20 protein-coding genes and 1 pseudogene are annotated in these 23,873 nt (G+C 74.4%); 14 read left to right on the top strand and 7 right to left on the bottom strand.

The genetic code is table 11. From position 1 onward, the window contains the following. Nucleotides 1-92: 92 nt before the first annotated feature. Nucleotides 93-1,874, bottom strand: a complete 1,782-nt coding sequence (arc, locus tag AB0G08_RS06700) for a proteasome ATPase (protein WP_358084143.1) — start codon at nucleotides 1,872-1,874, stop codon at nucleotides 93-95. Nucleotides 1,875-2,051: 177 nt separating this feature from the next. Here arc and AB0G08_RS06695 point away from each other — a divergent pair, with 177 nt between their 5' ends. Beyond that, entirely contained in the window at nucleotides 2,052-2,348 is a 297-nt protein-coding gene (locus AB0G08_RS06695; protein ID WP_091106683.1) for a ferredoxin, read from the top strand. 136 nt (nucleotides 2,349-2,484) lie between these two features. On the opposite strand, the gene AB0G08_RS06690 is transcribed toward AB0G08_RS06695, so the two are convergent. From AB0G08_RS06690 to AB0G08_RS06680, 3 genes are all read right to left on the bottom strand, one after another. After that, on the bottom strand, nucleotides 2,485-3,057 hold the full coding sequence (locus tag AB0G08_RS06690; RefSeq protein ID WP_357873627.1) for a hypothetical protein: 573 nt from the start codon (nucleotides 3,055-3,057) through the stop codon (nucleotides 2,485-2,487). A gap of 81 nt (nucleotides 3,058-3,138) precedes the next feature. After that, nucleotides 3,139-4,101 carry a tRNA (adenine-N1)-methyltransferase gene (locus AB0G08_RS06685; RefSeq protein ID WP_358084207.1) on the bottom strand — a complete coding sequence of 321 codons (963 nt, stop codon included), beginning with the start codon at nucleotides 4,099-4,101 and terminating at the stop codon, nucleotides 3,139-3,141. Between the two features lie 41 nt (nucleotides 4,102-4,142). Continuing rightward, nucleotides 4,143-5,234: a site-2 protease family protein gene (locus tag AB0G08_RS06680; protein ID WP_358084204.1), complete on the bottom strand. Its 1,092-nt coding sequence runs from the start codon at nucleotides 5,232-5,234 to the stop codon at nucleotides 4,143-4,145. A gap of 145 nt (nucleotides 5,235-5,379) precedes the next feature. Here AB0G08_RS06680 and AB0G08_RS06675 point away from each other — a divergent pair, with 145 nt between their 5' ends. The 5 genes from AB0G08_RS06675 (at nucleotide 5,380) to AB0G08_RS06655 (ending at nucleotide 12,134) form a co-directional block, all read left to right on the top strand. Next, entirely contained in the window at nucleotides 5,380-6,291 is a 912-nt protein-coding gene (locus AB0G08_RS06675; protein WP_358084140.1) for a RecB family exonuclease, read from the top strand. A 277-nt stretch (nucleotides 6,292-6,568) separates the two neighbouring features. Continuing rightward, nucleotides 6,569-7,765: a sensor histidine kinase gene (locus AB0G08_RS06670; RefSeq protein ID WP_358084137.1), complete on the top strand. Its 1,197-nt coding sequence runs from the start codon at nucleotides 6,569-6,571 to the stop codon at nucleotides 7,763-7,765. Nucleotides 7,766-7,790: 25 nt separating this feature from the next. Continuing rightward, on the top strand, nucleotides 7,791-8,477 hold the full coding sequence (locus tag AB0G08_RS06665) for a response regulator transcription factor (RefSeq protein ID WP_132237447.1): 687 nt from the start codon (nucleotides 7,791-7,793) through the stop codon (nucleotides 8,475-8,477). Between the two features lie 340 nt (nucleotides 8,478-8,817). Beyond that, nucleotides 8,818-9,585 (top strand): ABC transporter ATP-binding protein, encoded by a 768-nt coding sequence (locus AB0G08_RS06660; protein WP_358084134.1) that lies wholly within the window; start codon nucleotides 8,818-8,820, stop codon nucleotides 9,583-9,585. After that, nucleotides 9,585-12,134, top strand: coding sequence for an FtsX-like permease family protein (locus AB0G08_RS06655; protein ID WP_358084131.1), 2,550 nt, complete (start codon nucleotides 9,585-9,587; stop codon nucleotides 12,132-12,134). Before AB0G08_RS06660 ends, AB0G08_RS06655 begins: the two co-directional genes overlap by 1 nt. A 50-nt stretch (nucleotides 12,135-12,184) precedes the next feature. Here the strand turns inward: AB0G08_RS06655 and AB0G08_RS06650 are convergent, their stop codons facing one another. Next, nucleotides 12,185-12,835 carry an HAD family phosphatase gene (locus tag AB0G08_RS06650; RefSeq protein ID WP_358084128.1) on the bottom strand — a complete coding sequence of 217 codons (651 nt, stop codon included), beginning with the start codon at nucleotides 12,833-12,835 and terminating at the stop codon, nucleotides 12,185-12,187. Between the two features lie 184 nt (nucleotides 12,836-13,019). Between AB0G08_RS06650 and AB0G08_RS06645 the strand changes: the two genes are divergently transcribed. Beyond that, on the top strand, nucleotides 13,020-13,574 hold the full coding sequence (locus AB0G08_RS06645) for a hypothetical protein (RefSeq protein WP_358084126.1): 555 nt from the start codon (nucleotides 13,020-13,022) through the stop codon (nucleotides 13,572-13,574). Nucleotides 13,575-13,584: 10 nt separating this feature from the next. Here the strand turns inward: AB0G08_RS06645 and AB0G08_RS06640 are convergent. Continuing rightward, nucleotides 13,585-14,352, bottom strand: a pseudogene (locus AB0G08_RS06640) (neutral zinc metallopeptidase); the annotation flags it as partial. Nucleotides 14,353-14,568: 216 nt separating this feature from the next. Here AB0G08_RS06640 and AB0G08_RS06635 point away from each other — a divergent pair. Continuing rightward, nucleotides 14,569-14,961 carry a YciI family protein gene (locus AB0G08_RS06635; RefSeq protein ID WP_358084201.1) on the top strand — a complete coding sequence of 131 codons (393 nt, stop codon included), beginning with the start codon at nucleotides 14,569-14,571 and terminating at the stop codon, nucleotides 14,959-14,961. Nucleotides 14,962-14,970: 9 nt separating this feature from the next. Beyond that, entirely contained in the window at nucleotides 14,971-16,212 is a 1,242-nt protein-coding gene (locus AB0G08_RS06630) for a DUF6596 domain-containing protein (protein WP_358084123.1), read from the top strand. Between the two features lie 23 nt (nucleotides 16,213-16,235). Here the strand turns inward: AB0G08_RS06630 and AB0G08_RS06625 are convergent, their stop codons facing one another. Next, nucleotides 16,236-17,336: an ionic transporter y4hA gene (locus tag AB0G08_RS06625; RefSeq protein WP_358084120.1), complete on the bottom strand. Its 1,101-nt coding sequence runs from the start codon at nucleotides 17,334-17,336 to the stop codon at nucleotides 16,236-16,238. An 838-nt stretch (nucleotides 17,337-18,174) separates the two neighbouring features. Here AB0G08_RS06625 and AB0G08_RS06620 point away from each other — a divergent pair. The 5 genes from AB0G08_RS06620 to AB0G08_RS06600 all read left to right on the top strand — a co-directional run bounded on the left by AB0G08_RS06620 (nucleotide 18,175) and on the right by AB0G08_RS06600 (nucleotide 23,853). Beyond that, complete coding sequence (locus AB0G08_RS06620; protein WP_358084117.1) at nucleotides 18,175-18,984, top strand: DUF5994 family protein; 810 nt, start codon at nucleotides 18,175-18,177, stop codon at nucleotides 18,982-18,984. After that, the gene (locus tag AB0G08_RS06615) at nucleotides 18,981-19,994 is read left to right on the top strand and encodes a glycosyltransferase family 4 protein (RefSeq protein ID WP_358084114.1); all 1,014 of its coding nucleotides are present in this window, start codon (nucleotides 18,981-18,983) and stop codon (nucleotides 19,992-19,994) included. Before AB0G08_RS06620 ends, AB0G08_RS06615 begins: the two co-directional genes overlap by 4 nt. Before the next feature lie 195 nt (nucleotides 19,995-20,189). Beyond that, a complete protein-coding gene (locus tag AB0G08_RS06610) occupies nucleotides 20,190-21,329 on the top strand; it encodes a glycosyltransferase (RefSeq protein WP_358084111.1) in 1,140 nt (379 codons plus the stop codon). A 44-nt stretch (nucleotides 21,330-21,373) separates the two neighbouring features. Further along, nucleotides 21,374-22,378 (top strand): glycosyltransferase, encoded by a 1,005-nt coding sequence (locus AB0G08_RS06605; RefSeq protein WP_358084198.1) that lies wholly within the window; start codon nucleotides 21,374-21,376, stop codon nucleotides 22,376-22,378. Then, nucleotides 22,375-23,853 carry a glycoside hydrolase family 130 protein gene (locus tag AB0G08_RS06600; RefSeq protein WP_358084108.1) on the top strand — a complete coding sequence of 493 codons (1,479 nt, stop codon included), beginning with the start codon at nucleotides 22,375-22,377 and terminating at the stop codon, nucleotides 23,851-23,853. Before AB0G08_RS06605 ends, AB0G08_RS06600 begins: the two co-directional genes overlap by 4 nt. Nucleotides 23,854-23,873: the final 20 nt, after the last annotated feature.

The raw sequence follows: 23,873 nt of genomic DNA, 5'->3' as shown, positions 1-23,873 counted from the left end.
GCGCGGCGGACCGGGCGGCGGGGGCGCAGGGCCGGGCGCGGACGGGACGGGGCCCGCGACGCGACGCGTCGCGGGCCCCGTGCGGGTGTCCGTCAGAGGTACTGGCCGGTGTTGCTGGCGGTCTCGATGGACCGGCCGGCCTCCGCGCCCTTGCCGCCGGAGACGAGCGTGCGGATGTAGACGATCCGCTCGCCCTTCTTGCCGGAGATGCGGGCCCAGTCGTCGGGGTTGGTGGTGTTGGGCAGGTCCTCGTTCTCCCGGAACTCGTCGACGCAGGCGTCGAGGAGGTGCTGCAGGCGCAGGCCCTTGCGTCCGGAGGTGAGGAACTCCTTGATGGCCATCTTCTTGCCCCGGTCGACGATGTTCTGGATCATCGCGCCCGAGTTGAAGTCCTTGAAGTAGAGGACTTCCTTGTCGCCGTTGGCGTAGGTGACCTCGAGGAAGCGGTTCTCCTCGGTCTCCGAGTACATCCGCAGCACGACCGCGTCGATCATCGCCGCGACGGTGGCCTGGGGGTCGCCGCCGTGCTCGGCCAGGTCGTCCGGGTGCAGGGGCAGCCCGGAGAGGATGTACTTGGAGAAGATGTCCTTCGCCGCCTCGGCATCCGGCCGCTCGATCTTGATCTTCACGTCGAGTCGGCCGGGGCGCAGGATCGCCGGGTCGATCATGTCTTCCCGGTTGGAGGCGCCGATGACGATGACGTTCTCCAGCCCCTCGACACCGTCGATCTCGCTGAGCAGCTGCGGGACGATGGTGTTCTCCACGTCGGAGGAGACGCCGGAGCCGCGGGTCCGGAAGATCGAGTCCATCTCGTCGAAGAACACGATGACCGGCGTGCCCTCGCCGGCTTTCTCGCGTGCCCGCTGGAAGATCAGCCGGATGTGCCGCTCGGTCTCGCCGACGTACTTGTTGAGCAGCTCCGGGCCCTTGATGTTGAGGAAGAAGCTGGTGTGCTTCTCCTTGCCCTCCCGCTCGGCGATCTTCTTCGCCAGCGAGTTGGCCACCGCCTTGGCGATCAGCGTCTTGCCGCAGCCGGGCGGACCGTAGAGCAGGATGCCCTTCGGCGGGCGGAGCTGGTGCTCGCGGAACAGGTCGGCGTGCAGGAAGGGCAGTTCCACCGCGTCGCGGATCTGCTCGATCTGCGAGTGGAGGCCACCGATGTCGGTGTAGTCGACGTCGGGCACCTCCTCCAGGACCAGTTCCTCGACCTCGCTCTTCGGGATCCGCTCGTACGCGTAAGCCGAGCGGGGCTCGATCATGAGCGAGTCGCCGGCCCGGATCGGCGCACCGATCAGGGTGTCGGCGAGGTGCACGATGCGCTCCTCGTCGGAGTGCGAGACCACCAGGGCCCGGTCGCCCGGGCTGCCGTCGGGACCCGCGAGGATCTCCTTGAGCATCGCCACCTCACCGACCCGCTCGAAACCGAACGCGTCGACGATGTTGAGCGCGTCGTTGAGCAGGACCTCCTGGCCGCGCCGCAGCTCGGCGACGTCCAGCGAGGGTGAGACGGCGACGCGGAGCTTGCGTCCGCCGGTGAAGACGTCCACCGTGCCGTCGTCGTGTCGCGCGAGGAAGACGCCGTAACCACTCGGCGGTTGCGCGAGGCGGTCGATCTCCTCCTTGAGCGTCACGATCTGCGCGCGAGCCTCCTTGAGGGTGCTCACGAGCCGGTCGTTGTTCTCGGTCAGCCGCGCCAACTGTGCCTGGGTGGCCGCCAGCCGCTCTTCGAGCTGCCGGACGTGTCGGGGGCTTTCGGTCAACTTGCGCCGCACCAGAGCGAGTTCCTCTTGAAGGAACGCGACCTGCGTGGAGAGATCGTGGGCCTCCTTCTCCCACCGTGCGGCGCGCGAGTCCGCGTCGTCGCTGCGTGCCACGTCCCACCTCCCCGGGGGGCTTGAACGTTCTGCCCTAACACTAGCCGCTATGAGGCCGATTCGGTCCCACGCAACGCGCTCGTCACCGAACCTTGATCGCGAAGGGTGGCCCGGGGGGCCGGTCCGGGCGTTCGGGTACCGTCGGGGCGTGGGACGGGAGAACATGGGGGGTGCACCGTGGCGGAGGTCGTGACGGACCAGTTGCAGGTCTGGGTTGACCAGGATCTCTGCACGGGCGACGGGCTCTGCGTGCAGTACGCGCCCGAGGTCTTCGAGTTCGACGTCGACGGGCTCGCGTACGTCAAGGGCCCCGACGGCGAGCTGCGGCTGGCGCCGGGCAGCCGGGTCGACGTGCCGGAGCACCTGCGCCTCGAGGTGATCGACTCGGCGAAGGAGTGCCCGGGCGAGTGCATCCACGTGGTGCGCGGCAGCGACGGCGTCGAGGTGGCCGGCCCGGAGGCCGAGGAGGACTGACGGCCGTGTCGTCCTCCCGCGCCCTCGGGCGCGGGAGGACGACCCGGCCGTGCGAGCCCGGGCGACCCGGCTGGTCAGGGCGTACGACTCAGGGCCCGGCCGGCCCGGCGCACCACTCAGAGCAGGGCGCACCCGCTCAGAGCATCGGGCGGCCGACCACCGAGGCGACCAGGCGGGCGAACTCCTCCAGGCGGGCGATCTGGCCCGCGCCGCCGTCGTCGAGGGTCTTGCCGAAGCGCAGCGCGTCGTGTCGGGGCGCGCCCACGGCCTCGTCGCTGGGCGGCGCCTCGTCCAGCGAGGTGAGCAGCAGGTAGACGTCGATGCTGTCGACCCGGATCCCGCCGTCGTCGTCGCGGGTCAGCCGGCGCCGGCAGCCGACCTCGGTCACCGTGGAGACCGGCACCACCCGCAGCGACGAGGTCATCGACCCCGGTGGCCCCTCCCCCGGCGGCACGTCCTCGCCGTGCCAGAGGACGAGGCGGCTGCCGTCGCAGACCACGACCTCCTGCCACACCCCGTTGACCTCGTTGACGAAGCGTTCCAGGGTGAAGCCGAGCACCGACGCGCCGCGCAGCACCCCGCCGAGCGCCTCGAGCGCGACGTCGGGGTCCCGCAGGTACGCCCGGGCCGCCGACTCGAGGTCCTGGTAGGGCGACCAGTCCGGGAACACCGCCGGCAGGTCACCCCCGCCGAAGCCGGGCCGGCTCATGCCACCTCCCCGTGCCCGACCCGCCGGTACGCGCCGGCGGGCGGGATCCGTCCGTTCACTCCTCGTCGCCCCGCCGCCCCGTCACGGCCGTTCCGTGTCCTCGGCCGCCGTCTGCTGCGCCGCGGCGGCCGCCTGCCTGGCGGCCTCGGCCTCGCGCAGCGCCTGGCGGCGTTCGGCGTACGCCTCGGCGCCCTTGCTGGGCTTGCGGCGCCGCGGCGGTGCGGTGACGCCGGGGGCGAGCTTACGCGCGGAGACCAGGAACGCCGTGTGCGCGATCATGCGGTGGTCCGGTCGCACGGCCAGGCCCTCGGCGTGCCAGTCGCGCACCAGCGACTCCCAGGCCCGCGGCTCGGTCCAGCCACCGCGCTCGCGCAGCGCCTCGACCAGCTCGGACAGCTGGGGGGTGGTGGCGACGTAGCCGATGAACACGCCGCCGGGCACCAGGGCCCGCTCGACCATGTCGAGGGTCTCCCACGGGGTGAGCATGTCGAGGATGATCCGGTCGAAGCCGGTCTCGGAGCAGCCGGCGACGTCGCCGACGTGCAGGTGCCAGGCCGGGTGCGGCCCGTTGAAGAACGCCTCGACGTTGCGCCGGGCGATCTGGGCGAAGTCGTCGCGCACCTCGAACGAGTGCAGCTCGCCCTCGGTGCCGACCGCGCGCAGCAGCGAGCAGGACAGCGCGCCGGAGCCGGCGCCGGCCTCCAGGACCTTGGCGCCGGGGAAGATGTCGCCCATGGCGACGATCTGGGCGGAGTCCTTCGGGTAGATCACCTGGGCGCCGCGCGGCATGGAGAGCACGTAGTCCGACAGCAGCGGGCGCAGGGCCAGGAACGCGGTGCCGCCGCCGGTGGTGGTGACCACGCTGCCGTCCGGCAGGCCGATCAGCGCGTCGTGCTCCAGGATGCCGCGGTGGGTGTGGAACGCCTTGCCCGGCTCCAGGGTGACCGTATGCATCCGCCCCTTGGGGTCGGTCAGCTGCACCCGGTCGCCGGGCCGGAACGGGCCGCGGTGCACGGGGGGCAGCGCCGGGGTGTCGGCGGGCACCGGGGTGCCCGGGTCGGCCGTGGCGGCGGGGGGAGTTGCGGTCACGTGTTCATCTTCCGTTGAGGTTCGAGGAGCTGAGCCAGATCCGCGATGTGCAGAATGCCCACGACATCTTCGCCTGAGGTCACCACGTACTGCGCGCCCGGGTGGGTCTGCACGGTCTCCATCACGCGTTCCCCGTCGAGCCCGACCGGCATCGCGGGCAGGTTGGCCAGGGAGCGGGCGACCGCGTCGACGGCCAGCCACGGGCGGCGTTCCACGGGCACGGCCTCCGCCGCCGCCGGGTCGACCAGGGCGACCGGCCGGCCGGCGGTGTCGGTGACCACGAGGGCCGCGCCCGGGGTGCTCCCCTCGGCGCGGCGGCGGTACGCCTCGGCCAGCGGCGTGCCGGTGGGCACGGCGAGCACGGGCCGGGCCAGCCGGGACAGGTCGATCAGCGGGAAGCGGCGGCTGATCCGGGCCATCCGGATCGACTGCCCGGCGCCGCGCCACAGGGTGAACGCGACGAGCAGCATCAACGGCAGCGCCAGCGGCGCCAGGTCGCGGGTGAGGGTGAGCAGGGCGACCAGCGCGGCGGTCCCGACGGCGACGGCGCGTCCCACCCAGCCGGCGACCTCGGTGCCGCGGTGCCGGTCGCCGGTCACCGCCCAGACCGCCGCCCGCAGCGCCCGGCCGCCGTCGAGCGGCAGCCCGGGCAGGATGTTGAACAGCGCGACGATGACGTTGCTCACGGCCAGCTGGAAGGCGAGCTGGTTGGCCAGGGTGCGGTCGGGCAGGGCGAGGGTGGCGGCGACGGCGAGCACGCCGAGCACGGCGGAGACGGCGGGGCCGGCAAGGGACACCAGCAGGTCGACGCGGGGCGTCGGGGCGTCCCGGTCCATCTCGGTGTAGCCGCCGAGCAGCTCCAGCGTGATCCCGCGCACACCGATGCCGTAGCGGCGCGCGGTGAGGGCGTGGCCGAGCTCGTGCAGGAGCACCGAGCCGAGCAGGGAGACCACGAAGCCGAAGCCGATCAGGTAGCCGGCGAGCTGGGACAGGTCGAGCTGACGGCGGGCGAACTCGGCGTACAGCACCGTGACCAGCAGGGTGAGCAGCACCATCGAGCCGTTGAGGTGCAGCGGCACCCCGAACACCCGGCCCACGGTCAGGCCGGTGCGCGCGTCGGGCCGGCGGCGCGGTCGCCTCGTCTGCTCCACCGGATCGATGCTACGCGGCGGGAGATCATGCTCCGGTGCGGCGACGGCGGTGGTGTCACACCGGTGCCCTAACCTTCCGGGCATGACGGCGGAACCGGTGACCACGCAGCATTCCTCGACCCCGGCCGAGGTCCCGGCGACGGTGCGGGCCTCGTTGTCGCCGTCGCGGGCGGCGGATTTCAAGACCTGCCCGCTGCTCTACCGGTTCCGCAGCATCGACCGGCTGCCCGAGCGGCCGACCGTCGAGCAGGCCCGGGGCACGCTGGTGCACGCGGTGCTGGAGCGGTTGTTCGACCTGCCGGCCGCCGGGCGCACCCCGACGGCGGCCGGCGACCTGGTGGCCCCGCAGTGGGACCGACTGGTCACCGAGCAGCCGGAGCTGGCGGCGCTGTTCGCCGACGGCGACTCCCCGGCGGCGGCCGAGTTCCTCCGCTCCGCCGCCGGGCTGCTGGAGGGCTACTTCGCGGTGGAGGACCCGCGCCGGCTGGAGCCCGCCGAGCGGGAGAGCCTGATCTCGGCGGTGGTCGACGAGGAGCTGCTGATCCGGGGCTACGTCGACCGGCTCGACGTGGCGCCCGACGGGGCGCTGCGGGTGGTCGACTACAAGACCGGCGGCGCGCCGCGGGAGGCGTTCGAGGCCCGGGCGTTGTTCCAGCTCAAGTTCTACGCGCTGGTGCTCTGGCGCACCCGGGGCGTGGTGCCCCGGGTGCTGCGGCTGCTCTACCTCAAGGACTCGGAGGTCTGCGACTACGCCCCGGACGCCGACGAGCTGCTGCGCTTCGAGCGCACGGTGGTGGCGTTGTGGCGGGCGATCGAGCAGGCGACCGCCCAGCAGGACTTCCGCCCCCGGCCGAGCCGGCTCTGCGACTGGTGCAGCCACCAGGCGCTCTGCCCGACCTTCGGGGGCACCCCTCCGCCGTTCCCGACGCAGGCGGCGCCGGATCCGCTGCGCGACGCCCGGTCCCGCCCGACGCCCCCCGGCGCCGACGAGTGACCGGTGGTTCCACCCGGCCGGCCGCCGCACGGCCGGCCAGGGCTTCGGCCCCGGCTCGCCCGGCCCCGGCTAGGGCCCCAGCTCCGGCCGCCCCGACTCAGCCCCGGCTCCGGCCCACCCCGGCTCCGGCCGGCCAGGGCTTCGGCCCCAGCCTGAGCCCGAGCCCCAGCTGGGGCATCAGCCCTCGGTGAGGATGAGCGGCTCTCCTCCTGAGGGAGGAGAGCGGGCTCACCGCCGGCGACGATCAATCGGGCGCGACGGCGGATAGCGTCGCGGTATGACTTCGGGTCCCCGGGCGTGGCTGCGCCGCCACCCCCTCGCCGCGGACGCGCTCCTCGCCGGCGGACTCGTCGTGGCGGAGGTGGTGCTCACCGCGCTGACTCCCCGCGAGTACTGGCCGGGGCGCCTGCTGGCGGCGCTGGGCTGGAGCGTGGTCTGCGCCGTGCCCGTGGCGTGGCGGCGGGTGGCGCCGTGGGCCGCGGTCGCGATGGCGGTGGCGACGCTCGCGGTGCCTCTCCTGCTCGGTCCCGCGCCGACCACGCAGGGCATGACCTTCATGGTGCTCACCTACACGGCGGCCGCCGCCGGGCCGTGGCGGACGGCGGCCGTGGCGGCGCTGGTGCTGTGGGTGCCGGTCGGCGCCACCAGCGCCCTCGCGCCGCCGCCCGACGAGATGCTGGCGAACGTCAGCCCCGCCTACCTGGTGCTGAACAATTTGCTGGTCGGGGCGGTGTCGTACTCGGTGGGACGCGCGGTGCACGCCCGTCGGGCCTCCACCGAGGCGCTGCGGGAACGGGCCCGGGCCGCCGAGGAGAACCAGCGCTCGCTGGCCGAGCGGGCGGTCGCCGACGAGCGCCGGCGCATCGCCCGCGAGCTGCACGACGTGGTCGCGCACCACGTCAGCGTGATGGGGGTGCTGGCCACGGGGGCCCGTCGCGTGCTGCCGAAGGACCCGGGGGCGGCCGACGGGGCGATCGCCACCATCGAGGAGACCAGCCGGGCGACGCTGCGGGAGATGCGCCGCCTGCTCGACGTGCTGCGTACCGACGCCGAGCCGGCCGCCGACCTGGCCCCGCAGCCGGGACTCGCCGGCATCGAGGCGCTGGTGGAGCAGGTGCGCGACGCCGGCCTGCCGGTGACCCTGCGGGTCGAGGGCACCCCGGGGGCGCTGGAGGAGGGGGTGGCGCTGACCCTCTACCGGATCACCCAGGAGGCGCTGACCAACACGCTCAAGCACGCCGGCGGGGCCACCGCCCAGGTGCTGCTGAGCTTCGACGGGGGCACGGTCGACGTGGAGATCGTCGACACCGGGCGCGGCCCCCGGCCCGACGGCGACCGGATCGGGCACGGCCTGGTCGGGATGCGGGAGCGGGTCGCCCTCTACGGTGGTGTCCTACGCACCGGGGCTCGCCCGGGCGGGGGGTTCCGGGTGTCGGCGAGGATCCCGGTGGACCCCCGGGGCGTGGCGGCGTGAGCGGGGATCGGGACGGGGGAATCAGGTGACCGACGCGACGGTGCCGGCACGGCCGGTGCGCATCCTGCTCGCCGACGACCAGCCGCTGCTGCGTACCGGCTTCCGGATGGTGCTGGGCACGGAGGACGACCTGGACATCGTGGCCGAGGCCGCCGACGGCCTGGAGGCCGTGGAGCTGTCCCGCCGGCTGCTGCCCGACGTGGTGCTGATGGACATCCGGATGCCGCGAATGGACGGGGTCGCCGCGACCCGCGCGATCGTCGATGCCCGGCTGCCGGTGCGGGTGCTGATCCTGACCACCTTCGACCTGGACGAGTACGTGGTGGGGGCGCTGCGGGCCGGGGCGAGCGGCTTCCTGGCCAAGGACGTGCCGGCCGACGACCTGGTGGCCGCGATCCGCACCGTGGCGGCCGGGGACGCGGTGGTGGCGCCGCGGATCCTGCGACGCCTGCTGGACCGCTTCGCCGACGCGCTGCCCGACCCCGCGGCCGCGCCGCCCCGCACGCTGAGCGCGCTGACCGAGCGGGAGCGGGAGGTGCTCGTGCACGTGGCCCGGGGGCTGTCCAACGCCGAGATCGCCCGGGCGTTGTCGGTCAGCGAGACCACCATCAAGACCCACGTCGGGCACGTGCTGACCAAGCTGGGGCTGCGCGACCGGGTGCAGGCCGTGGTGCTGGCGTACGAGTCGGGTCTGGTCCGCCCGCGGGCGTAGCGCCTCGTCGCCAGCCGGCGCCGGGGCGTACCGCCGGATGCGCCGCGGCAGGACGGCGCGGTTGTCGCCGTCACGTACCGTGACCGCAGACGGCGCGGCGTGGTTGACCCTGACGCGGCGTCACTGTGCAGGATCGGTCCCGGCCCGCGGGGAAGCCCTCGGCCGGCCGCCCGCTCAGGGGCAACCCTGAGTCGGCCCTGGGGGGCACCCGCAGCGCGAAATCCGCCATGGCTCCGCCCGGAGTCGGACGGATCGGGGCCGGCGGGCACAGATGATGGGACTGCCGCGCCGGACCAGCGGGGGCGGCGCGGACCGAAGACAGACGGAAGAGGTAGATGACGTGACCGCGACGGTAGGCCAGCAGGCGCAGGCCGCGGCCCGGGCGAGCGACGTGTGGAAGGTGTACGGCAGCGGCGAGGCGCAGGTCGTCGCGCTGCGGGGGGTAAGCGCGGAGTTCGAGCGGGGCCGGTTCACGGCCATCATGGGGCCCTCGGGCTCGGGCAAGTCGACGTTGATGCACTGCCTCGCGGGCCTGGACTCGGTGACCCGTGGCACGGTGTCGATCGGCGACACCAAGGTCACCGGCCTGGGCGACGCGGGCCTGACGAAGCTGCGCCGGGACAAGGTCGGCTTCATCTTCCAGCAGTTCAACCTGCTGCCGACGCTGACGGCCAAGGAGAACATCCTGCTGCCGCTGTCGATCGCCGGGCGCAAGCCGGATCCGGCCTGGTACGACACGGTGATCGCCACGGTCGGGCTGCGGGACCGGCTGGACCACCGACCGGCGCAGCTCTCGGGCGGCCAGCAGCAGCGGGTGGCCTGCGCCCGCGCGCTCGTCGCCCGGCCCGAGGTGATCTTCGCCGACGAGCCGACCGGCAACCTGGACTCGCGGGCGGGCGCGGAGGTGCTCAACTTCCTGCGCAACTCGGTACGCGAGCACGGGCAGACCATCGTGATGGTCACCCACGACCCGACCGCCGCCGCGTACGCCGACCGGGTGGTCTTCCTCGCCGACGGGCAGATCGTCTCGGAGCTGATCGAGCCGACCGCCGACACGGTGCTGGACACCATGAAGAAGCTGGACACCCTCGCCGAGGTGGCGCGCTGATGTTCCGCGCGACCCTCAAGAGCCTGCTGGCCCGCAAGGTCCGGCTGATCCTCTCCGGCCTGGCCGTGGTGCTGGGCGTCATGTTCGTCTCCGGCGCGTTCGTGCTCACCGACACCCTCGGCCGCTCGTTCGACGCGATCTTCGCCGACGCGTACGAGGGCGTGGACGTCAACGTCGCCGGCAAGCCGAAGATCGACGTCGGCGAGGCGGAGGGCATGCAGGTGGCCCCGCCGGTGCCGGCGGCCACCCTGGAGAAGGTCCGGGCGGTGCCCGGCGTGGCCGAGGCCACCGGCGTGGTCGGCGTCGACGGGGCGCGGCTGATCGGGAGCAACGGCAAGGTGGTCGCCTCGTTCGGCCCGCCCCAGCTGGGCGAGAACTGGACCGGCGAGAACGACCTGGTGCAGCTGCGCGAGGGGCGGGCCCCGCAGGCCGACGACGAGATCGTCGTCAACAAGGCGCTCGCGGCGGCCGGCAAGGTGAAGGTCGGCGACCGGGTCGGCGTGCTGACCCTGCAGCCCAAGCAGGAGTTCACCATCGTCGGCGTGTTCGGCTACAGCGGCGGCCGGGACTCCATCGGTGGCGCCAACGAGATCATGTTCACCACGCCGGTCGCGCAGAAGCTGATGCTCGGCGCGCCCGACACCTTCAGCAACATCTCGGTCACCGCCGCCGACGGGATGTCGGACGCGGCGCTGCGCGACGCCGTGGCGGCGGCGGTGGGCGGCGACTTCGAGGTCAAGACCGGCGCGCAGCTGTCCGAGGACGCGGCGGCCGGCATGAAGGAGGCGCTGTCCTTCTTCAACCGGATCCTGCTCGGCTTCGCGGCGGTGGCGCTGCTGGTGGGCACCTTCCTGATCCTCAACACCTTCTCGATCATCGTGGCGCAGCGCACCCGGGAACTGGCGCTGATGCGCGCGGTCGGGGCCAGCGGCCGGCAGATCATCGGGTCGGTGGTGCTGGAGGCCGTCGCGGTGGGGCTGGTCGCCTCGGTGCTCGGCCTCGGCGCGGGCATCGGCATCGGCGCGCTGCTGGCGTACCTGTTCAGCACGTTCGCCGGCGGGCTGAGCCTGGCGGGGGTCGGCGTGCCGCTGTCCGCCGTGATCGGCGCGTTCGCCGTCGGCCTCGTGATCACCGTGGTGGCGGCGCTGCTGCCGGCGCTGCGGGCCTCGCGGATCCCGCCGATCGCGGCCATGCAGGACGTGGCCACCCCCGACCGTCCGCTGACCAAGGTCACCGTGGCCGGCGCGATCGTCACCGCGGTGGGCGGCGCGCTGCTGGCCCTGGGGCTCACCGGCAACGCCGGGGGCAACACCCTGGCCACCATCCTCGGCGGGGTGCTGTTCACCTTCATCGGCGTGGCCCTGCTGACGCCGCTGATCAGCCGGCCGGTGGTGAGCCTGCTCGGCGCGGTCTTCGCCTGGTCGGTGCCGGGCAGGCTGGGCCGGCTCAACTCCGGGCGCAACCCGCGCCGCACCGCCATCACCGCCGCCGCGCTGATGGTCGGCATCGCCCTGGTGACCGGGGTGACGGTGATCCTGGACTCGGCGAAGAGCAGCATCGGCGGGCTCGCCCAGGACAGCCTGAAGGCGGAGCTGGTGATCGCCGGGGCGCAGAGCGGCCCCCGGCCGCCGAGCTTCGACCCGGCGGTGCTGGCGAAGGTCGCCGCGATCCCCGGGGTGCGCCTGGCCGACGGCGAGTACGGCGACATGGCGATGGTCGGCGGCGAGCGCACCTGGGTGGCGGCGAGCAGCGACGTCGCCGCGCTGCGGCAGATCTTCGGGGCCGAGCCCACCGCCGGCGACATCGACCGGCTGACGCCGGACCAGATGCTGGTCAGCTCGGACACCGCGACGGCCCGCGGCCTCTCCGTGGGGTCGAAGGTGCCGGTGCAGACGTCCCGGGGCGAGGCGCGGACCTACACCGTGAGCGGAATCTACGCCAGTTCCCAGCTGACCAACCCGGTGGTGCTGCCGGCGGAGGCGGCGCGTGGCTTCGCCATCCCGCAGCCGATCCAGGGCTTCGTCCAGCTGGCACCGGGCACCCGGGTGGCCGACGTGCAGCCGCAGATCGAGGCGCTGCTGGCCGACTCCCCCGAGGTGTCGGTGGCCGACCGGGCGGCGTTCATCGAGCAGCAGACCGGCCAGCTGGACGGGCTGCTCACGATGATCCAGATCCTGCTGGCGCTGGCCATCGTGATCGCCGTGCTCGGCATCGTCAACACCCTGGCGCTGTCGGTGCTGGAGCGCACCCGGGAGCTGGGGCTGCTGCGGGCCATCGGCCTGCGCCGGGCGCAGACGATGCGGATGATCACCGTGGAGGCGGTGGTGATCTCGGTGTTCGGCGCGCTGCTCGGCGTCGTCGTCGGCGCCGGCCTCGGCGCGGCCGTGGTCGAGGCGCTGCGGGACGAGGGGATCACCGACCTGGTGCTGCCCTGGGCCCAGATGGGGATCTTCCTCGGCCTCGCCGCGATCGTCGGGGTGGTCGCCGCGGCGCTGCCGGCGGTCCGGGCCGCCCGGATCAACGTGCTCGGCGCCATCGCCCACGACTGATCCCCACGCACGGACGAGGGGCCCCGCCGGTCGGCGGGGCCCCTCGTCCGTCAGGCTTCGGGCGGCGCGCCGAGCAGGGCGGCCAGCAGCTCCAGGTCCGCGCCGGTCAGGCTCTCCACCTGGTGTACGCCGTCCAGCGGCCCGATCGGCACCTCCGCCGGTACGGCCAGCACCGCCGCGCCGGCGGCGAGCGCGCTGGCCACCCCCGTCGGCGAGTCCTCGATCGCCACGCAGCGGGCGATCGGCACGCCGAGCAGCCGGGCGGCGGTCAGGTACGGCTCGGGGTGCGGCTTGGCCGCGTCGACCTCGTCGCCGCAGACGACGGCGTCGAAGCTGTCCCGCCCGAGGGTGTCCAGCGCCACCTCCACGAGGGGCCGGCCGCTGGAGGTCACCAGCGCGGTCGGGATGCCCGCCGTCCGGACGGCCCGCAGCAGGTTCAGGGCGCCGGGACGCCAGCGCAGCCCGGTGCGGAACAGCTCCAGGATCCGGGCGTTGATCCACGCCGCGCTGACCTCGGGGTCGCGCCCCGGCTGGCCCAGGTCGTCGTGCAGGATGCGCATGGAGGCGGCCATGCTGGTGCCGACCATGGCCCGGCGGGCGGGGTCGGAGAGGGTGCCGCCGTACTCCGCCGCCAGCTCGCGCAGCGCGACGTCCCACAGCTTCTCGCTGTCGACCAGGGTGCCGTCCATGTCGAAGAGCACGGCGGCGGGGTGATGGCTGTTCAGCGGGGCCTCCCTCGGGGTGCGTACCCGGGGATCCTCCCAGCCGGCACGCCGCGGGCGCGCCCAGGTGCCGCGGGGGTGACCTGGCCGACGGGTTGCGCGCGGGCGCGAGACTCGGGGACAGCCGGCCGCCGTCACGGCGGCCCCTCGCCCGGAGGTCGCCATGCGCGTCCGATCCCTGGTCTCCCGGTGCACCGTGGTCCTGCTCGCCGCCGCCGTCGCGATCTGGCCGGCGGGGCCGGCCGCCGCGGCGAGCCTGCCGCTGGAACGGTGCTACGACCTGGAGACCCCTCAGCACGCCGACGAGCGGTACTGGTTCGCGCCGGGCAACGTGCACACCGCGTGGCCGACGCCGGTGGGCATGCTCGACCGGGACGTGTTCCGGGTGTCCGCCCTGGGCAACGTCCGCATCGACCACTGGGGCACCCAGAAGTCCATCGCCGGCGAGCTGCCGCTGGCCGGCAGCGGCTGGCCCGCGCCGGACGCCCCCCGCTACGCGCTGATCGCCAAGGTGACCTCGGGGTCCATGCTGGTGCTGCGCACCGGGCTGATCTACGGCTCGGGCCGGTGGTTCCCGATCGGCGCCGACAGCGGCTGCATGCTCTACTACAACGCCGGCATGCCGCCGCAGTTGGTCTTCTCCTTCAACGACCCCAACATCGGCGACAACGGCGGCGGCGCGTCGATGCGGGTGCGGCAGTGGTGGGGCGAGTTCTGACCCGGCCGGCTCAGCTCAGGCCGCAGGCGCCCAGGGACCGTTCGTAGCCGCGGAAGAACGACTCGGTGCGCTGCTCGGCGGTCCCGTGCGCGCCCTCGGCGAACCAGGGCTGGTCGGGGGCGTCTCCGACGGCCAGCAGCCCCTCGCGGAACTCCTCCAGGTCGCCGTCGGCGAGCCGCAGCGCCTTTGCGCGCACCGAGTCGCCGAGGTAGGCCCCGGCCATGCAGTCGGCCTGCAACTCCTGCTGAATGGTGTAGGAGTGGCGGATCCCGAGGCGGGCCTGGATGCCGTGCGCGTACTCGTGGCCGAGCAGGTAGAACACGAACGCGTCGCCGACCTGGCGGAACGCGGCCACCGACCAGTTCACGTCGTAGGCGATGAAGTCGCCTACCGAGCAGTAGACGGCGTTGTTGCGCGGCAGCGGCTGCCTGCCGCAGGAGACCTCCCCGGCCCGCTGGTACGGGATGATCCGGCGGATCGGGCGGAACCGTTGCCCCGAGGCCTTGAACTGGGCGGCCCAGTACCGCTCGGCGATGCTCTGCGCGTCGGCGACGTCCTGCCGGAACTCCGCGACGCTGGTGGTGCCGTCGGCCCGGGTCTGCTCGGCACCCGGAGAGGACCCACCGCCGGGACGCGGCGGCGCGGGCTGTCGTCCCTCGGGTTCGGACACCCCGCCGACCACGCACCCGGCCGCCGCGACGAGGGCCACCACGAGGCCGGCCAGCGAGCTTCGCGGTCGGCGTCCCACGCGCGTCGTCACAGTGCCCTCCCCGGCGTCGGCGTTGCGGCGTCCAGTACCCCGGCGGTGGGCCCGTCATGCCCGGGCACAGCCGACCACGGCGCCGGGGCCGCGGCGGTCCACCCGGTCCGGGCGGCACGGCCATACGATCGGGACGCGGCGGGCGGGCGCACGTGTCCGGAAGGGCTCGCCGGCTCCGACGTCTCCGGTGAGCGGCGCCGCGAGGGCGCCGCAGGAGGAGAGACCGTGAAGTACATGATTCTGCTGTACGGCTCCCAGCGGGACTACGACGCGATGGCCGGCGGCGCTACCGACGGGCCGGTCATGTCCGCCGAGGACGTGGCGGCGATGCACGCCCACATGGAGAAGCTGCACCAGGGCCTGGCCGAGTCCGGCGAGCTGGTCGACGCCCAGGGGCTCACCGCCCCGGTGCACGCCCGACGGGTCCGGTTCAGCGGCGGTCTGCCCGTGGTCACCGACGGGCCGTACCCGGAGACGCAGGAGGTCCTGGCCGGCTACACGGTCATCGACTGCGACAGCTTCGACCGGGCGGTGGAGATCGCGGCCAACTTCGTCGATCCCGACCGTCCCGGCGAGTACGTGGATGTCCGGCCGATCGCCGATGGCATCGACGACCTCGACGGCTGAGGCGCGACGGTGACCGGTGGGCGCGTCGAGGGGCTGCTGCGCGAGCTGGCGCCGCAGGTCCTCGGCGCGCTGACCCGCCGCTACGGTCACTTCGACCTGGCCGAGGACGCGACGCAGGAGGCGCTGATCGCGGCGGCCACCGGCTGGCCGCGCGACGGCGTACCCGACAGTCCGCGGGGTTGGTTGATCACCGTCGCCGCCCGGCGGCTGACCGATCTCCTGCGCGCCGAGCAGGCCCGGCGGCGCCGGGAGGACGCCGTGGCACGGTGGGTGCTGCCCGCCGACCGGCTGGCCCCGGCGGCGGACCGGTCGGCGGGTGGAACCGACGACACCCTGGTCCTGCTCTTCCTCTGCTGCCATCCCGCGCTGTCGCCGGCCTCGCAGGTCGCGCTCACCCTGCGGGCGGTGGGTGGGCTGGGCACCGCCGAGGTGGCGCGGGCCTTCCTGGTGCCGGAGGCGACGATGACCCGGCGGATCACCCGGGGCAAGCAGCGCGTGCGCGACAGCGGCCTGCCGTTCCGGATGCCCGATGGCGGCGAGCGCGCCGAACGGCTCGCCGCCGTGCTGCACGTGCTCTACCTGATCTTCAACGAGGGGTACGCCAGCACGACCGGGCCGGCGCTGCTGCGCCCCGACCTGTCGGCGGAGGCGATCCGACTGACCCGCCTCGTGCACCGGCTGCTGCCGGAGGACCCGGAGGTCACCGGGCTGCTGGCGCTGATGCTGCTCACCGACGCCCGCGCGCCGGCGCGGACCGGCCCGCACGGCGAGCTGGTGCCGATGGCCGAGCAGGACCGGAGCCGGTGGAAGCGGGAGCAGATCGGCGAGGGCGTCGCCCTGGTCACCGCCGCGCTCCCCCGCGGCCGGGTCGGCCCGTACCAACTCCAGGCCGCGATCGCCGCCGTGCACGACGAGGCGGCCGGCGCCGCCGACACCGACTGGGCGCAGATCACCGCGCTGTACGACGTGCTGATGCGGCTGTCCGACAGCCCGGTGGTGGCGTTGAACCACGCGGTGGCGGTGGCCATGAGCCGTGGCCCGGCCGCCGGGCTGGCCCTCGTCGACGGGCTCGCCGAGCGGGGGCGGCTCGGCGACGACCCGCGCCTGCCCGCCGTCCGGGCGCACCTGCTGGAACTGCTCGGCGACCGTACGGCCGCCCGGGACGCCTACCGTTCGGCGGCTGGACGGTCGACGAACCTGGCGCGGCAGCGCTACCTGCACGCCCGCGCCGCCCGCCTGGACGACGCCTGAGCGCCGCGCGTGGCCGCGGGTGGTCAGGGGCTGGCGGCGAGGAAGACGAAGGCGGCGAGCAGCACCAGGTGCACGCCGCCCTGGAGCACCGTGGCCCGCCCCGGCACCACGGTCAGCACGCTGGTGACGACGGTGAGGGCGAGCAGGGTCACCTGGGTGCCGCCGAGGCCGAGCAGCAGCGGGCCCTCCAACCAGATCGAGGCGAGCGCGATCGCCGGGATGGTCAGCCCGATGCTGGCCATGGCCGAGCCCAGGGCGAGGTTCAGGCTGATCTGCACCCGGTCGCGGCGGGCGGCCCGGGCGGCGGCGATCGTCTCGGGCAGCAGCACCAGCAGCGCGATGACCACCCCCACGAACGACGGGGGCAGGTTCGCCCCGGCGACGGCGGACTCGATCGCCGGGGACACCGACTTGGCGTCGCCGACCACGGCGACCAGCGCCACCAGCAGCAGGCCGAGGCTGAGCAGCGCGGCCCGGTCCGACGGCGGTTCGGCGTGCCCCGCCGTGTCGAGCACCCGCCCCTGGTTGTTGACGGGCAGGAAGTAGTCGCGGTGGCGGCCGGTCTGCACCATGACGAACAGGCCGTAGAGGGCGAGCGAGACCACGGCGGCAAAGGCGAGCTGTGCCGGGCTGAACTGCGGGCCGGGCCGGCTGGTGGTGAAGGTCGGCACCACGAGGCTCAGCGCGGCGAGGGTGGTCACGGTGGCCAGCGCCCCGCCGGTGCCCTCGGAGTTGAAGACCGCCACCCGGCGGCGCAGCGCCCCGATCAGCAGCGACAGCCCGAGGATGCCGTTACAGGTGATCATGACGGCGGCGAAGACGGTGTCGCGCGCGAGCGACTGCGTCTTCTCGCCGCCGCTGATCATGAGCGTGACGATCAGGGCGACCTCGATGACGGTGACGGCCACGGCGAGCACGAGCGAGCCGTACGGCTCCCCCACCCGGTGGGCCACCACCTCGGCGTGGTGCACGGCGGCCAGCACCGCGCCGGCCAGCAGCAGGGCCACCACCACGACGACGGGGCCGGACAGGTCTCGCCCCCAGGTCAGGATCAGCACCAGGATCGCCAGCAGCGGGACGAAGACGGTCCAGTCGGTCAGACGTGGGCGGAACGGCGCGGCCATGCCCCAACCTTCCCAGAGGACACGATCACCCGACCCGCGACCGGCGGGACCGGGCACCGGCTGGCGCCCCTCGACGGCCGGGTCCGTGGACGAGCGGCAGCCGTCGCGCGGGTCGTGCCGGCGCCGGGCCGCCTCGTCGCGGCCCGGTGGCGCCCGGTCAGCGGCGCCGTCAGCCGTGGACGGGGAGCACGATCGGGTCGCGCTCGGGCACGCCCTGCCCGGCCGGGGACGAGGGACGTCAGTCCGGGGCCGGCAGCCAGGGCCCGAGCACGGCGGGCTCGGCGACCGCCTGTCGCACCTGCTCGCGCTCCTGCCGGGTCAACGGGAGCGCACCGGTGAGCACGGTCACGAGGCGGGGCGGAGCGGTCGGGAGCCGCCGACGCGGGCCGCCCGACGCGGGCCGTCCGGCGGGTGTCGGCCACCGGGAACGGCGGTGCCGCGCGGAGCGGCCCGGACAGGCGTAGGCTGGGGGTACCCCGGAAACGACGGCATCCCACCCCTGGGGTGCCCGCCACGCCGGCTCCGTCCGCGGGTGTGCGACGTCCGCACCCGATCCGCGGTGGCACGACCGATCGTCCCGGGACACTCCTCTCGCTTCCGGGCCCGGGGCCGACGCCCGGGCCGCCCGGCCCCAGGGCCGCGTCGACCGGCGTCGGCGCGAGCCGGACGACGGCCCCCGCGATCGGCACCCCGGCGATCCGCGCCTCGCCACAGCACCGCCGCTGAGCGGGGCGGGCCGACGATCCGACCGGACGGGTGGGCGAACCGGCGCTCCGCACGGCGCGACTGCACGCACGACCCCACCGCTACGCCGCGGTCACGGCGATGAGGATCCGACATGACGCCCTCGACCCACGCCCTCGCTCCCCCGTCGCCGCCGCGCCTGCGGATCGAACCGACCCGCTCCGCGCGCACGCTGCTCGACGGTGGCTGGTGGCCCCGCTCGACGGATCCGCTCGCCGAGCTGCCCGGCCTCGTCCTCGCCATCGACCTGCTGCACGGTCCGATCGTCCGGCTGGTGCTCAACGCCGACACCTGGGACGGCAACCCGCGCCAGCTGGCCGTCGACGGCAGGGTGCTGCGGTTGGGCTACTTCACCAGCCAACCGGCCACCCTGCTGACCGCGATCTGCCTCAACGACGACCGGGTCGACCTGCTGGTCGTACCGCCGGAGACCCCGGCGGGCCTGGCCGAGGCGGCGATGGCGCTCGCCGCCACCGCCGGCAACCTGGTCCACTCCCCACAGCTGCTCGTCGCCGCCGGCACGACGTCGGACACGAGGACCGGCAGCGCGGACAGGCACACCTGGGAGGGCGAGGGCGGCCGTCTGCGCACCACCCCCGACGCCCCCGCCCCCGTCGATTCCCACCCGGTCGACGCCGGGACGCCCGCACCGGCGCCCGGACCGACGACGCCCCCGCCGCGGCAGCGGCGCACCGACGACCTTCCCACCATCACCACCAAGGAGCGGACCATGACAGTGTCCCGGCACACGATCGTCTCGGCGCTGCGTCGACGCGGCCAGCACACCAGGGCCGACTGGGTCGAGCGGGAGCTGCCGGCGCAGGTCGACACCGCCCGGCACGCCGGGCTGCTCGCGACCCTGCGTCTCGACCTCACCGAACTCGGCGGGTCGACGGCGCGGTGAGAGTGGCCCTGCTGGGCCCGGTGGCGTGGCGGACGCCGCCGCGCCACTACGGCCCGTGGGAGCAGGTGACCGGCCTCCTGGCCGAGGGACTCGTCGCGCGGGGCGTGCAGGTGACGCTCTTCGCGACGTTGGACTCGATCACCTCCGCCACCCTCGACGGAGTGTGCCCACGCGGCTACGCCGAGGATCCGGGCATGGACGGGCGGGTCTGGGAGGCGATGCACGTCTCCCACGCGCTGGCCCGCTCCGCCGAGTTCGACCTGGTGCACAGTCACCTGGACTGGTTGCCGCTGGCCTTCGCCGCGCACTGCGCCGCCCCGCTGCTGACCACCGTGCACGGCTTCTCCGGGGCGGGGATCCTGCCGGCGTACGAGAAGGGCCGCTCGGCCTACGTCTCCATCTCCGACGCCGACCGGATCTCCGGGCTCGACTACCTCGCCACCGTGTACCACGGGGTCGACCTGGCCGGGTTGCCGTTCACCCCGCACCCCGGCCCAGGGCTGGTGGCCTTCGGCCGGATCCATCCCGACAAGGGCACCCACACCGCCATCGAGATCGCCCGGCGGGCGGGTCGGCCGCTGACCATCTGCGGCATCGTGCAGGACGAGCGCTACTTCCGGGAGCAGGTGGCCCCACACGTCGACGGCGAACGGGTCACCTTCCTCGGCGCCGTGGGCCCACGCCGCCGCGGCGAGATCCTGGGCGGCGCCGCCGCGCTGCTGCACCCCATCGCCTTCGACGAACCGTTCGGCCTGTCCGTGGTGGAGTCGATGGCCTGCGGGACGCCGGTCGTGGCGTACGGCCGGGGGTCGATGCCCGAGGTGGTCGACGAGGGGGTGACGGGGCTGCTGGTGCGGACCGTCGCGCAGGCCGTCGAGGCCGTCGGTCGGGTGTCGTCGATCGACCGCGCCGGCTGCCGGGCGCGGGCCCGGCAACGATTCTCCGCCGACCGGATGGTCACCGACTACCTGGCCGTCTACGACGACCTCACCGGTCGACCGAAACGCTGACACTGTCCAGATGCCGCGATCCGCCACGGATCCGGCTCCGCTCGATCCAGGTTCAGCACCATCCCCGCCCCACTGACGCGGCGGTCACCCCTGAGCCCGTTCCGTCGGCCGTCCACGCCGCCGACGTGCGCCGTTACCTCGTGAGGCCCGCCCCGTCCCTCGGCGGCGGCCGACAACCGGAAGGCACGGCACCCGATGTCCACCCGTTATGGCTTCCTGAGCACCCACCCGCCGACCCGCTGCGGACTGGCCACCTTCAACTCGGCTCTCGCCGCCCATCTCACCGCCGGCGGACCGCCCGGCGGCGTCGTACGGGTCACCGCCCCGGGCGACGACCAACGCCCGGAACCCACCGTCGTGCACACCTGGTCGACGCGGAACGCGGCCGGTTGGCGGGGCGCCGCCGCGGCGCTCGACGCCTTCGACGTGGCCGTCGTGCAGCACGAGTACGGCATCTATCCGGGCACCGACGGCGAGGACGTCCTGCCGTTGCTGCGGCGGCTCACCGTACCGAGCGTCGTGGTCCTGCACACCGTGCTCCGTCAGCCGTCGGCTCGGCAGAAGACGCTGCTGGAGCAGATCGTCGCCGCGGCCGGCGCGGTCGTCACGATGACCGGCACCGCCCACGACCGGCTGCTCGTCGGCTACGCGGTGGACCCGGCGAAGGTGTCGGTGATCCCGCACGGCGCGGCCGACCCCGTCGGCGCCGCCACCCTGCGGCGGACCCGACCGCACCTGCTCACCTGGGGGCTGCTCGGGCCCGGCAAGGGAATCGAGTGGGCGTTGCGGGCCCTGGCCCGGTTGCAGGACCTGGACCCGACCCCCACGTACACCGTCGCCGGCCGGACCCATCCGAAGGTGATCGAGCATCAGGGCGAGACGTACCGGGCCGGCCTGCACCTCCTCGGCGCGCAGCTCGGCGTCGCGCACGCCGTGGACTACCAGGCCGCGTACCACGACCAGGCCACCCTCGCCGCGCTGGTCCGCTCCGCCGACGTGGTCGTGCTGCCCTACGACTCCACCGAGCAGGTGACCTCCGGCGTCCTGATCGAAGCGGTGGCCGCCGGCGTCCCCGTCGTCGCCACGCCCTTCCCGCACGCCGTCGAGCTGCTCACCGGCGGCCCCGGGCTGGTCGTACCCCATCGGGACCCGACGGCGCTGGCGGCCGCGATCCGGCGGATCCTCACCGAGCCCGGCCTGTCCGCCGACCTCGCGGGCCGCTCCCGGTCGATCGCGGCGGACCTGCGCTGGCCGGCGGTGGCGGCGCGGTACGAGGCCCTCGCCGGGCGGCTCATCGCCGGTCGCTCGCCCACGGTCGCCCCGGCAGCGGCGTGAGCACGTCGCGCGACCCGGCCGGTGACATCGGTCGCGGCGTGGAGATGCCGGCACCCGCGCCGAGCTTCGCCCACCTGGCCCGGCTCAGTGACGACACCGGCCTCTTCGAGCACGCCCGGCACGCCATCGTCCGTAGGGAACACGGCTACTGCACCGACGACGTCGCCCGGGGCCTGCTGGTCGCCAGCCGGGAGCCGGAGCCGTCGGCGCAGGTGCTCGGGCTGGCCGAGCGCTACCTGGCCTTCCTGACCCACGCCCAGGACGGGCGCGGCGCCTTCCGCAACCGCCTGGGCCACGACCGTCGCTGGACCGACCAGCCCGGCCTCGGTGACTGGTGGGGCCGGGCGCTGTGGGGGCTGGGGACGGCCGCCGCCCGCAACCCCGCCGCCTGGATCCGCACCGAGGCGCTGGTGGCCTTCAGCCGCGGCGCCGCCCGGCGGTCGGCCGCGCCGCACGCCATGGCCTTCGCCGGGCTGGGCGCCGCCGAGGTGCTGCGCCGCCATCCGGGGCACGCCGCCGCGGGGGCGCTGCTCGACGACGCCGCCGCCGTCGTCGGCCCCGGCGGCCCCGATCCGCGCTGGCCGTGGCCGCAGGAGCGGCTCAGCTACGCCAGCGCCGCGCTCGCGGAGGTCGTCATCGCCGCCGGCCAGCTGCGCGGCAACGCCCCACTGCTCGCCGACGGGCTGCGGATGCTGACCTGGCTGTGCGAGCTGCAGGTGCGCGACGGGCGGCTCTCGGTCGTGCCCGTCGGCGGTTGGCGGCGCGACGGCGCTCGTCCCCGCCACGACCAGCAACCGATCGAGGTCGCCGCCCTCGCCGACGCGTGCGCGACCGCCGCCGCGATCACCGGCGACCCGGCCTGGAGGATCGGGCTCGGGCGGGCCGTCGGATGGTTCCTGGGGAACAACGACCTCGGCATGGCCATGTGGGACCCGGCGACCGGCGGCGGCTACGACGGGCTCACCCCGCACGGCCCCAACTTCAACCAGGGCGCCGAGTCGACCCTGGCGCTGATCTCCACCCTGCAGCACGCCCGGCAGCGGTCGTGACCGGGATCCTGGCCACCCGCCAGAGCCTCACCCTCGCTCCCGACCCCCGGCGGGTCGTCGTCAAGCTCTTCGTCCCGGGTGAGGACGCCGCGGTGGCGCACACCCGCGCGCACGATCTCGTCGACCGGATCGCGGGCCTCGACGCCGACGAGACGCAGACCCTGCTCCGGCGGACGCTGCACGACTTCGGCGGCCGGCACCGCGACCTGGAAGGCACCTTCCGGCACCACTACGAACTCGTCCGGCACCGGGTCGCCCGCACCCGGCAGCTCTCCCCCACCGCGCGGCTGCTCGTGGGCGCCTACTTCAGCCACGAGTACGCCGTCGAGGCCGCCGCGCTGTGCAACCCGTCCATGGTGGCCCACCCCGACCAGTCGGCGCTGGAACCGGGGCAGCTGCGGGTGGCGGTCAGCCTGCGCCAGATCGGTGAGGGCCATCTCTCCTCCATCGGGTTCGCCAGCGCCGTGCTGGGGCCCGGGAGCCGCCTCGCCGTGCGGGGGCGGTCGGGACCGCTGGTGAGCGGCCGGCGCGGCCACGTGCGACACCGACGGGACCTGCTCGCCGCCGGGCTGCGCGAGGAGGGCTGGGACAACGAGGTCTGCGCGGCCGTGCTGGCGGCCCTGCCGGAGCGGTACGACGAGGCCGGCTTCGAACGGGTACTGGCCGCCCTGCCGCCCGATCTGTTCTACCGCCACACCACCCCGGACACGCTGGAACAGCTGCGCCGGATCTCCGCGGCCAGCTACGCCGTCGCCTTCCCGGCCGAGACCCTCCTGCACGAGCGGGTGCTCTGGCCGGCCACCGCGGCGGAGAGCAACGGCATGGAGGACGCCCGGTTCGTCAGGTTCGTCGACGACGCCGGCGTCGCGACCTACCAGGCGACGTACACCGCCTACGACGGTCGACGCATCGCCGCCCGGAGGTTGGCCAGCGACGAGCTGAGCCGGTTCCGGATCGACCCGATGCGCGGACCGGGCGCCCGGAACAAGGGCATGGCGCTCTTCCCCCGCACCGTCGACGGCCGGCACCTGGCGCTCTGCCGCTCCGACGGCGAGACCATCGGCCTGACCGTCCTGACCGACGACCAGACCTGGCAGGCCCCGGTGCCGCTGCACGGGCCGCGTCGCAGCTGGGAGTTGATCCAGGTCGGCAACTGCGGATCGCCCATCGAGACCGAGGCGGGCTGGTTGGTGCTCACCCACGGCGTCGGCCCGATGCGCCGCTACGCCATCGGGGCCCTGCTGCTCGACCTGCGCCGCCCGGAGCGGGTGATCGCCGAGCTGCCGGGGGCGCTGCTGGCCCCCGACGACACCGAGCGCGAGGGGTACGTGCCCAACGTCGTCTACTCCTGCGGCGGTCTGCTCCACGACGACCTGCTCTGGTTGCCGTACGGGGCCAGCGACGCCCGGGTCGGCTTCGCCACCGTACCCCTCGACGCGCTCGTCGCGGCGATGGTCGGGCACGGGTCCGGCTGAGTGCCGAGCGGCCGGCGCGC

Source organism: Micromonospora sp. NPDC023644 (assembly GCF_040640115.1).
GTDB lineage: Bacteria > Actinomycetota > Actinomycetes > Mycobacteriales > Micromonosporaceae > Micromonospora.
This window is presented reverse-complemented; position numbering and strand designations above follow the sequence as displayed.

Excerpts from the sequence above, each read along its gene's own strand:
- AB0G08_RS06690 (WP_357873627.1), bottom strand. The coding sequence starts at position 3,057 with ATGAGCCGGCCCGGCTTCGGCGGGGGTGACCTGCCGGCGGTGTTCCCG.
- AB0G08_RS06675 (WP_358084140.1), top strand. The coding sequence starts at position 5,380 with ATGACGGCGGAACCGGTGACCACGCAGCATTCCTCGACCCCGGCCGAG.
- AB0G08_RS06670 (WP_358084137.1), top strand. The coding sequence starts at position 6,569 with ATGACTTCGGGTCCCCGGGCGTGGCTGCGCCGCCACCCCCTCGCCGCG.
- AB0G08_RS06655 (WP_358084131.1), top strand. The coding sequence starts at position 9,585 with ATGTTCCGCGCGACCCTCAAGAGCCTGCTGGCCCGCAAGGTCCGGCTG.
- AB0G08_RS06645 (WP_358084126.1), top strand. The coding sequence starts at position 13,020 with ATGCGCGTCCGATCCCTGGTCTCCCGGTGCACCGTGGTCCTGCTCGCC.
- AB0G08_RS06635 (WP_358084201.1), top strand. The coding sequence starts at position 14,569 with ATGATTCTGCTGTACGGCTCCCAGCGGGACTACGACGCGATGGCCGGC.
- AB0G08_RS06625 (WP_358084120.1), bottom strand. The coding sequence starts at position 17,336 with ATGGCCGCGCCGTTCCGCCCACGTCTGACCGACTGGACCGTCTTCGTC.
- AB0G08_RS06620 (WP_358084117.1), top strand. The coding sequence starts at position 18,175 with ATGACGCCCTCGACCCACGCCCTCGCTCCCCCGTCGCCGCCGCGCCTG.
- AB0G08_RS06610 (WP_358084111.1), top strand. The coding sequence starts at position 20,190 with ATGTCCACCCGTTATGGCTTCCTGAGCACCCACCCGCCGACCCGCTGC.
- AB0G08_RS06605 (WP_358084198.1), top strand. The coding sequence starts at position 21,374 with ATGCCGGCACCCGCGCCGAGCTTCGCCCACCTGGCCCGGCTCAGTGAC.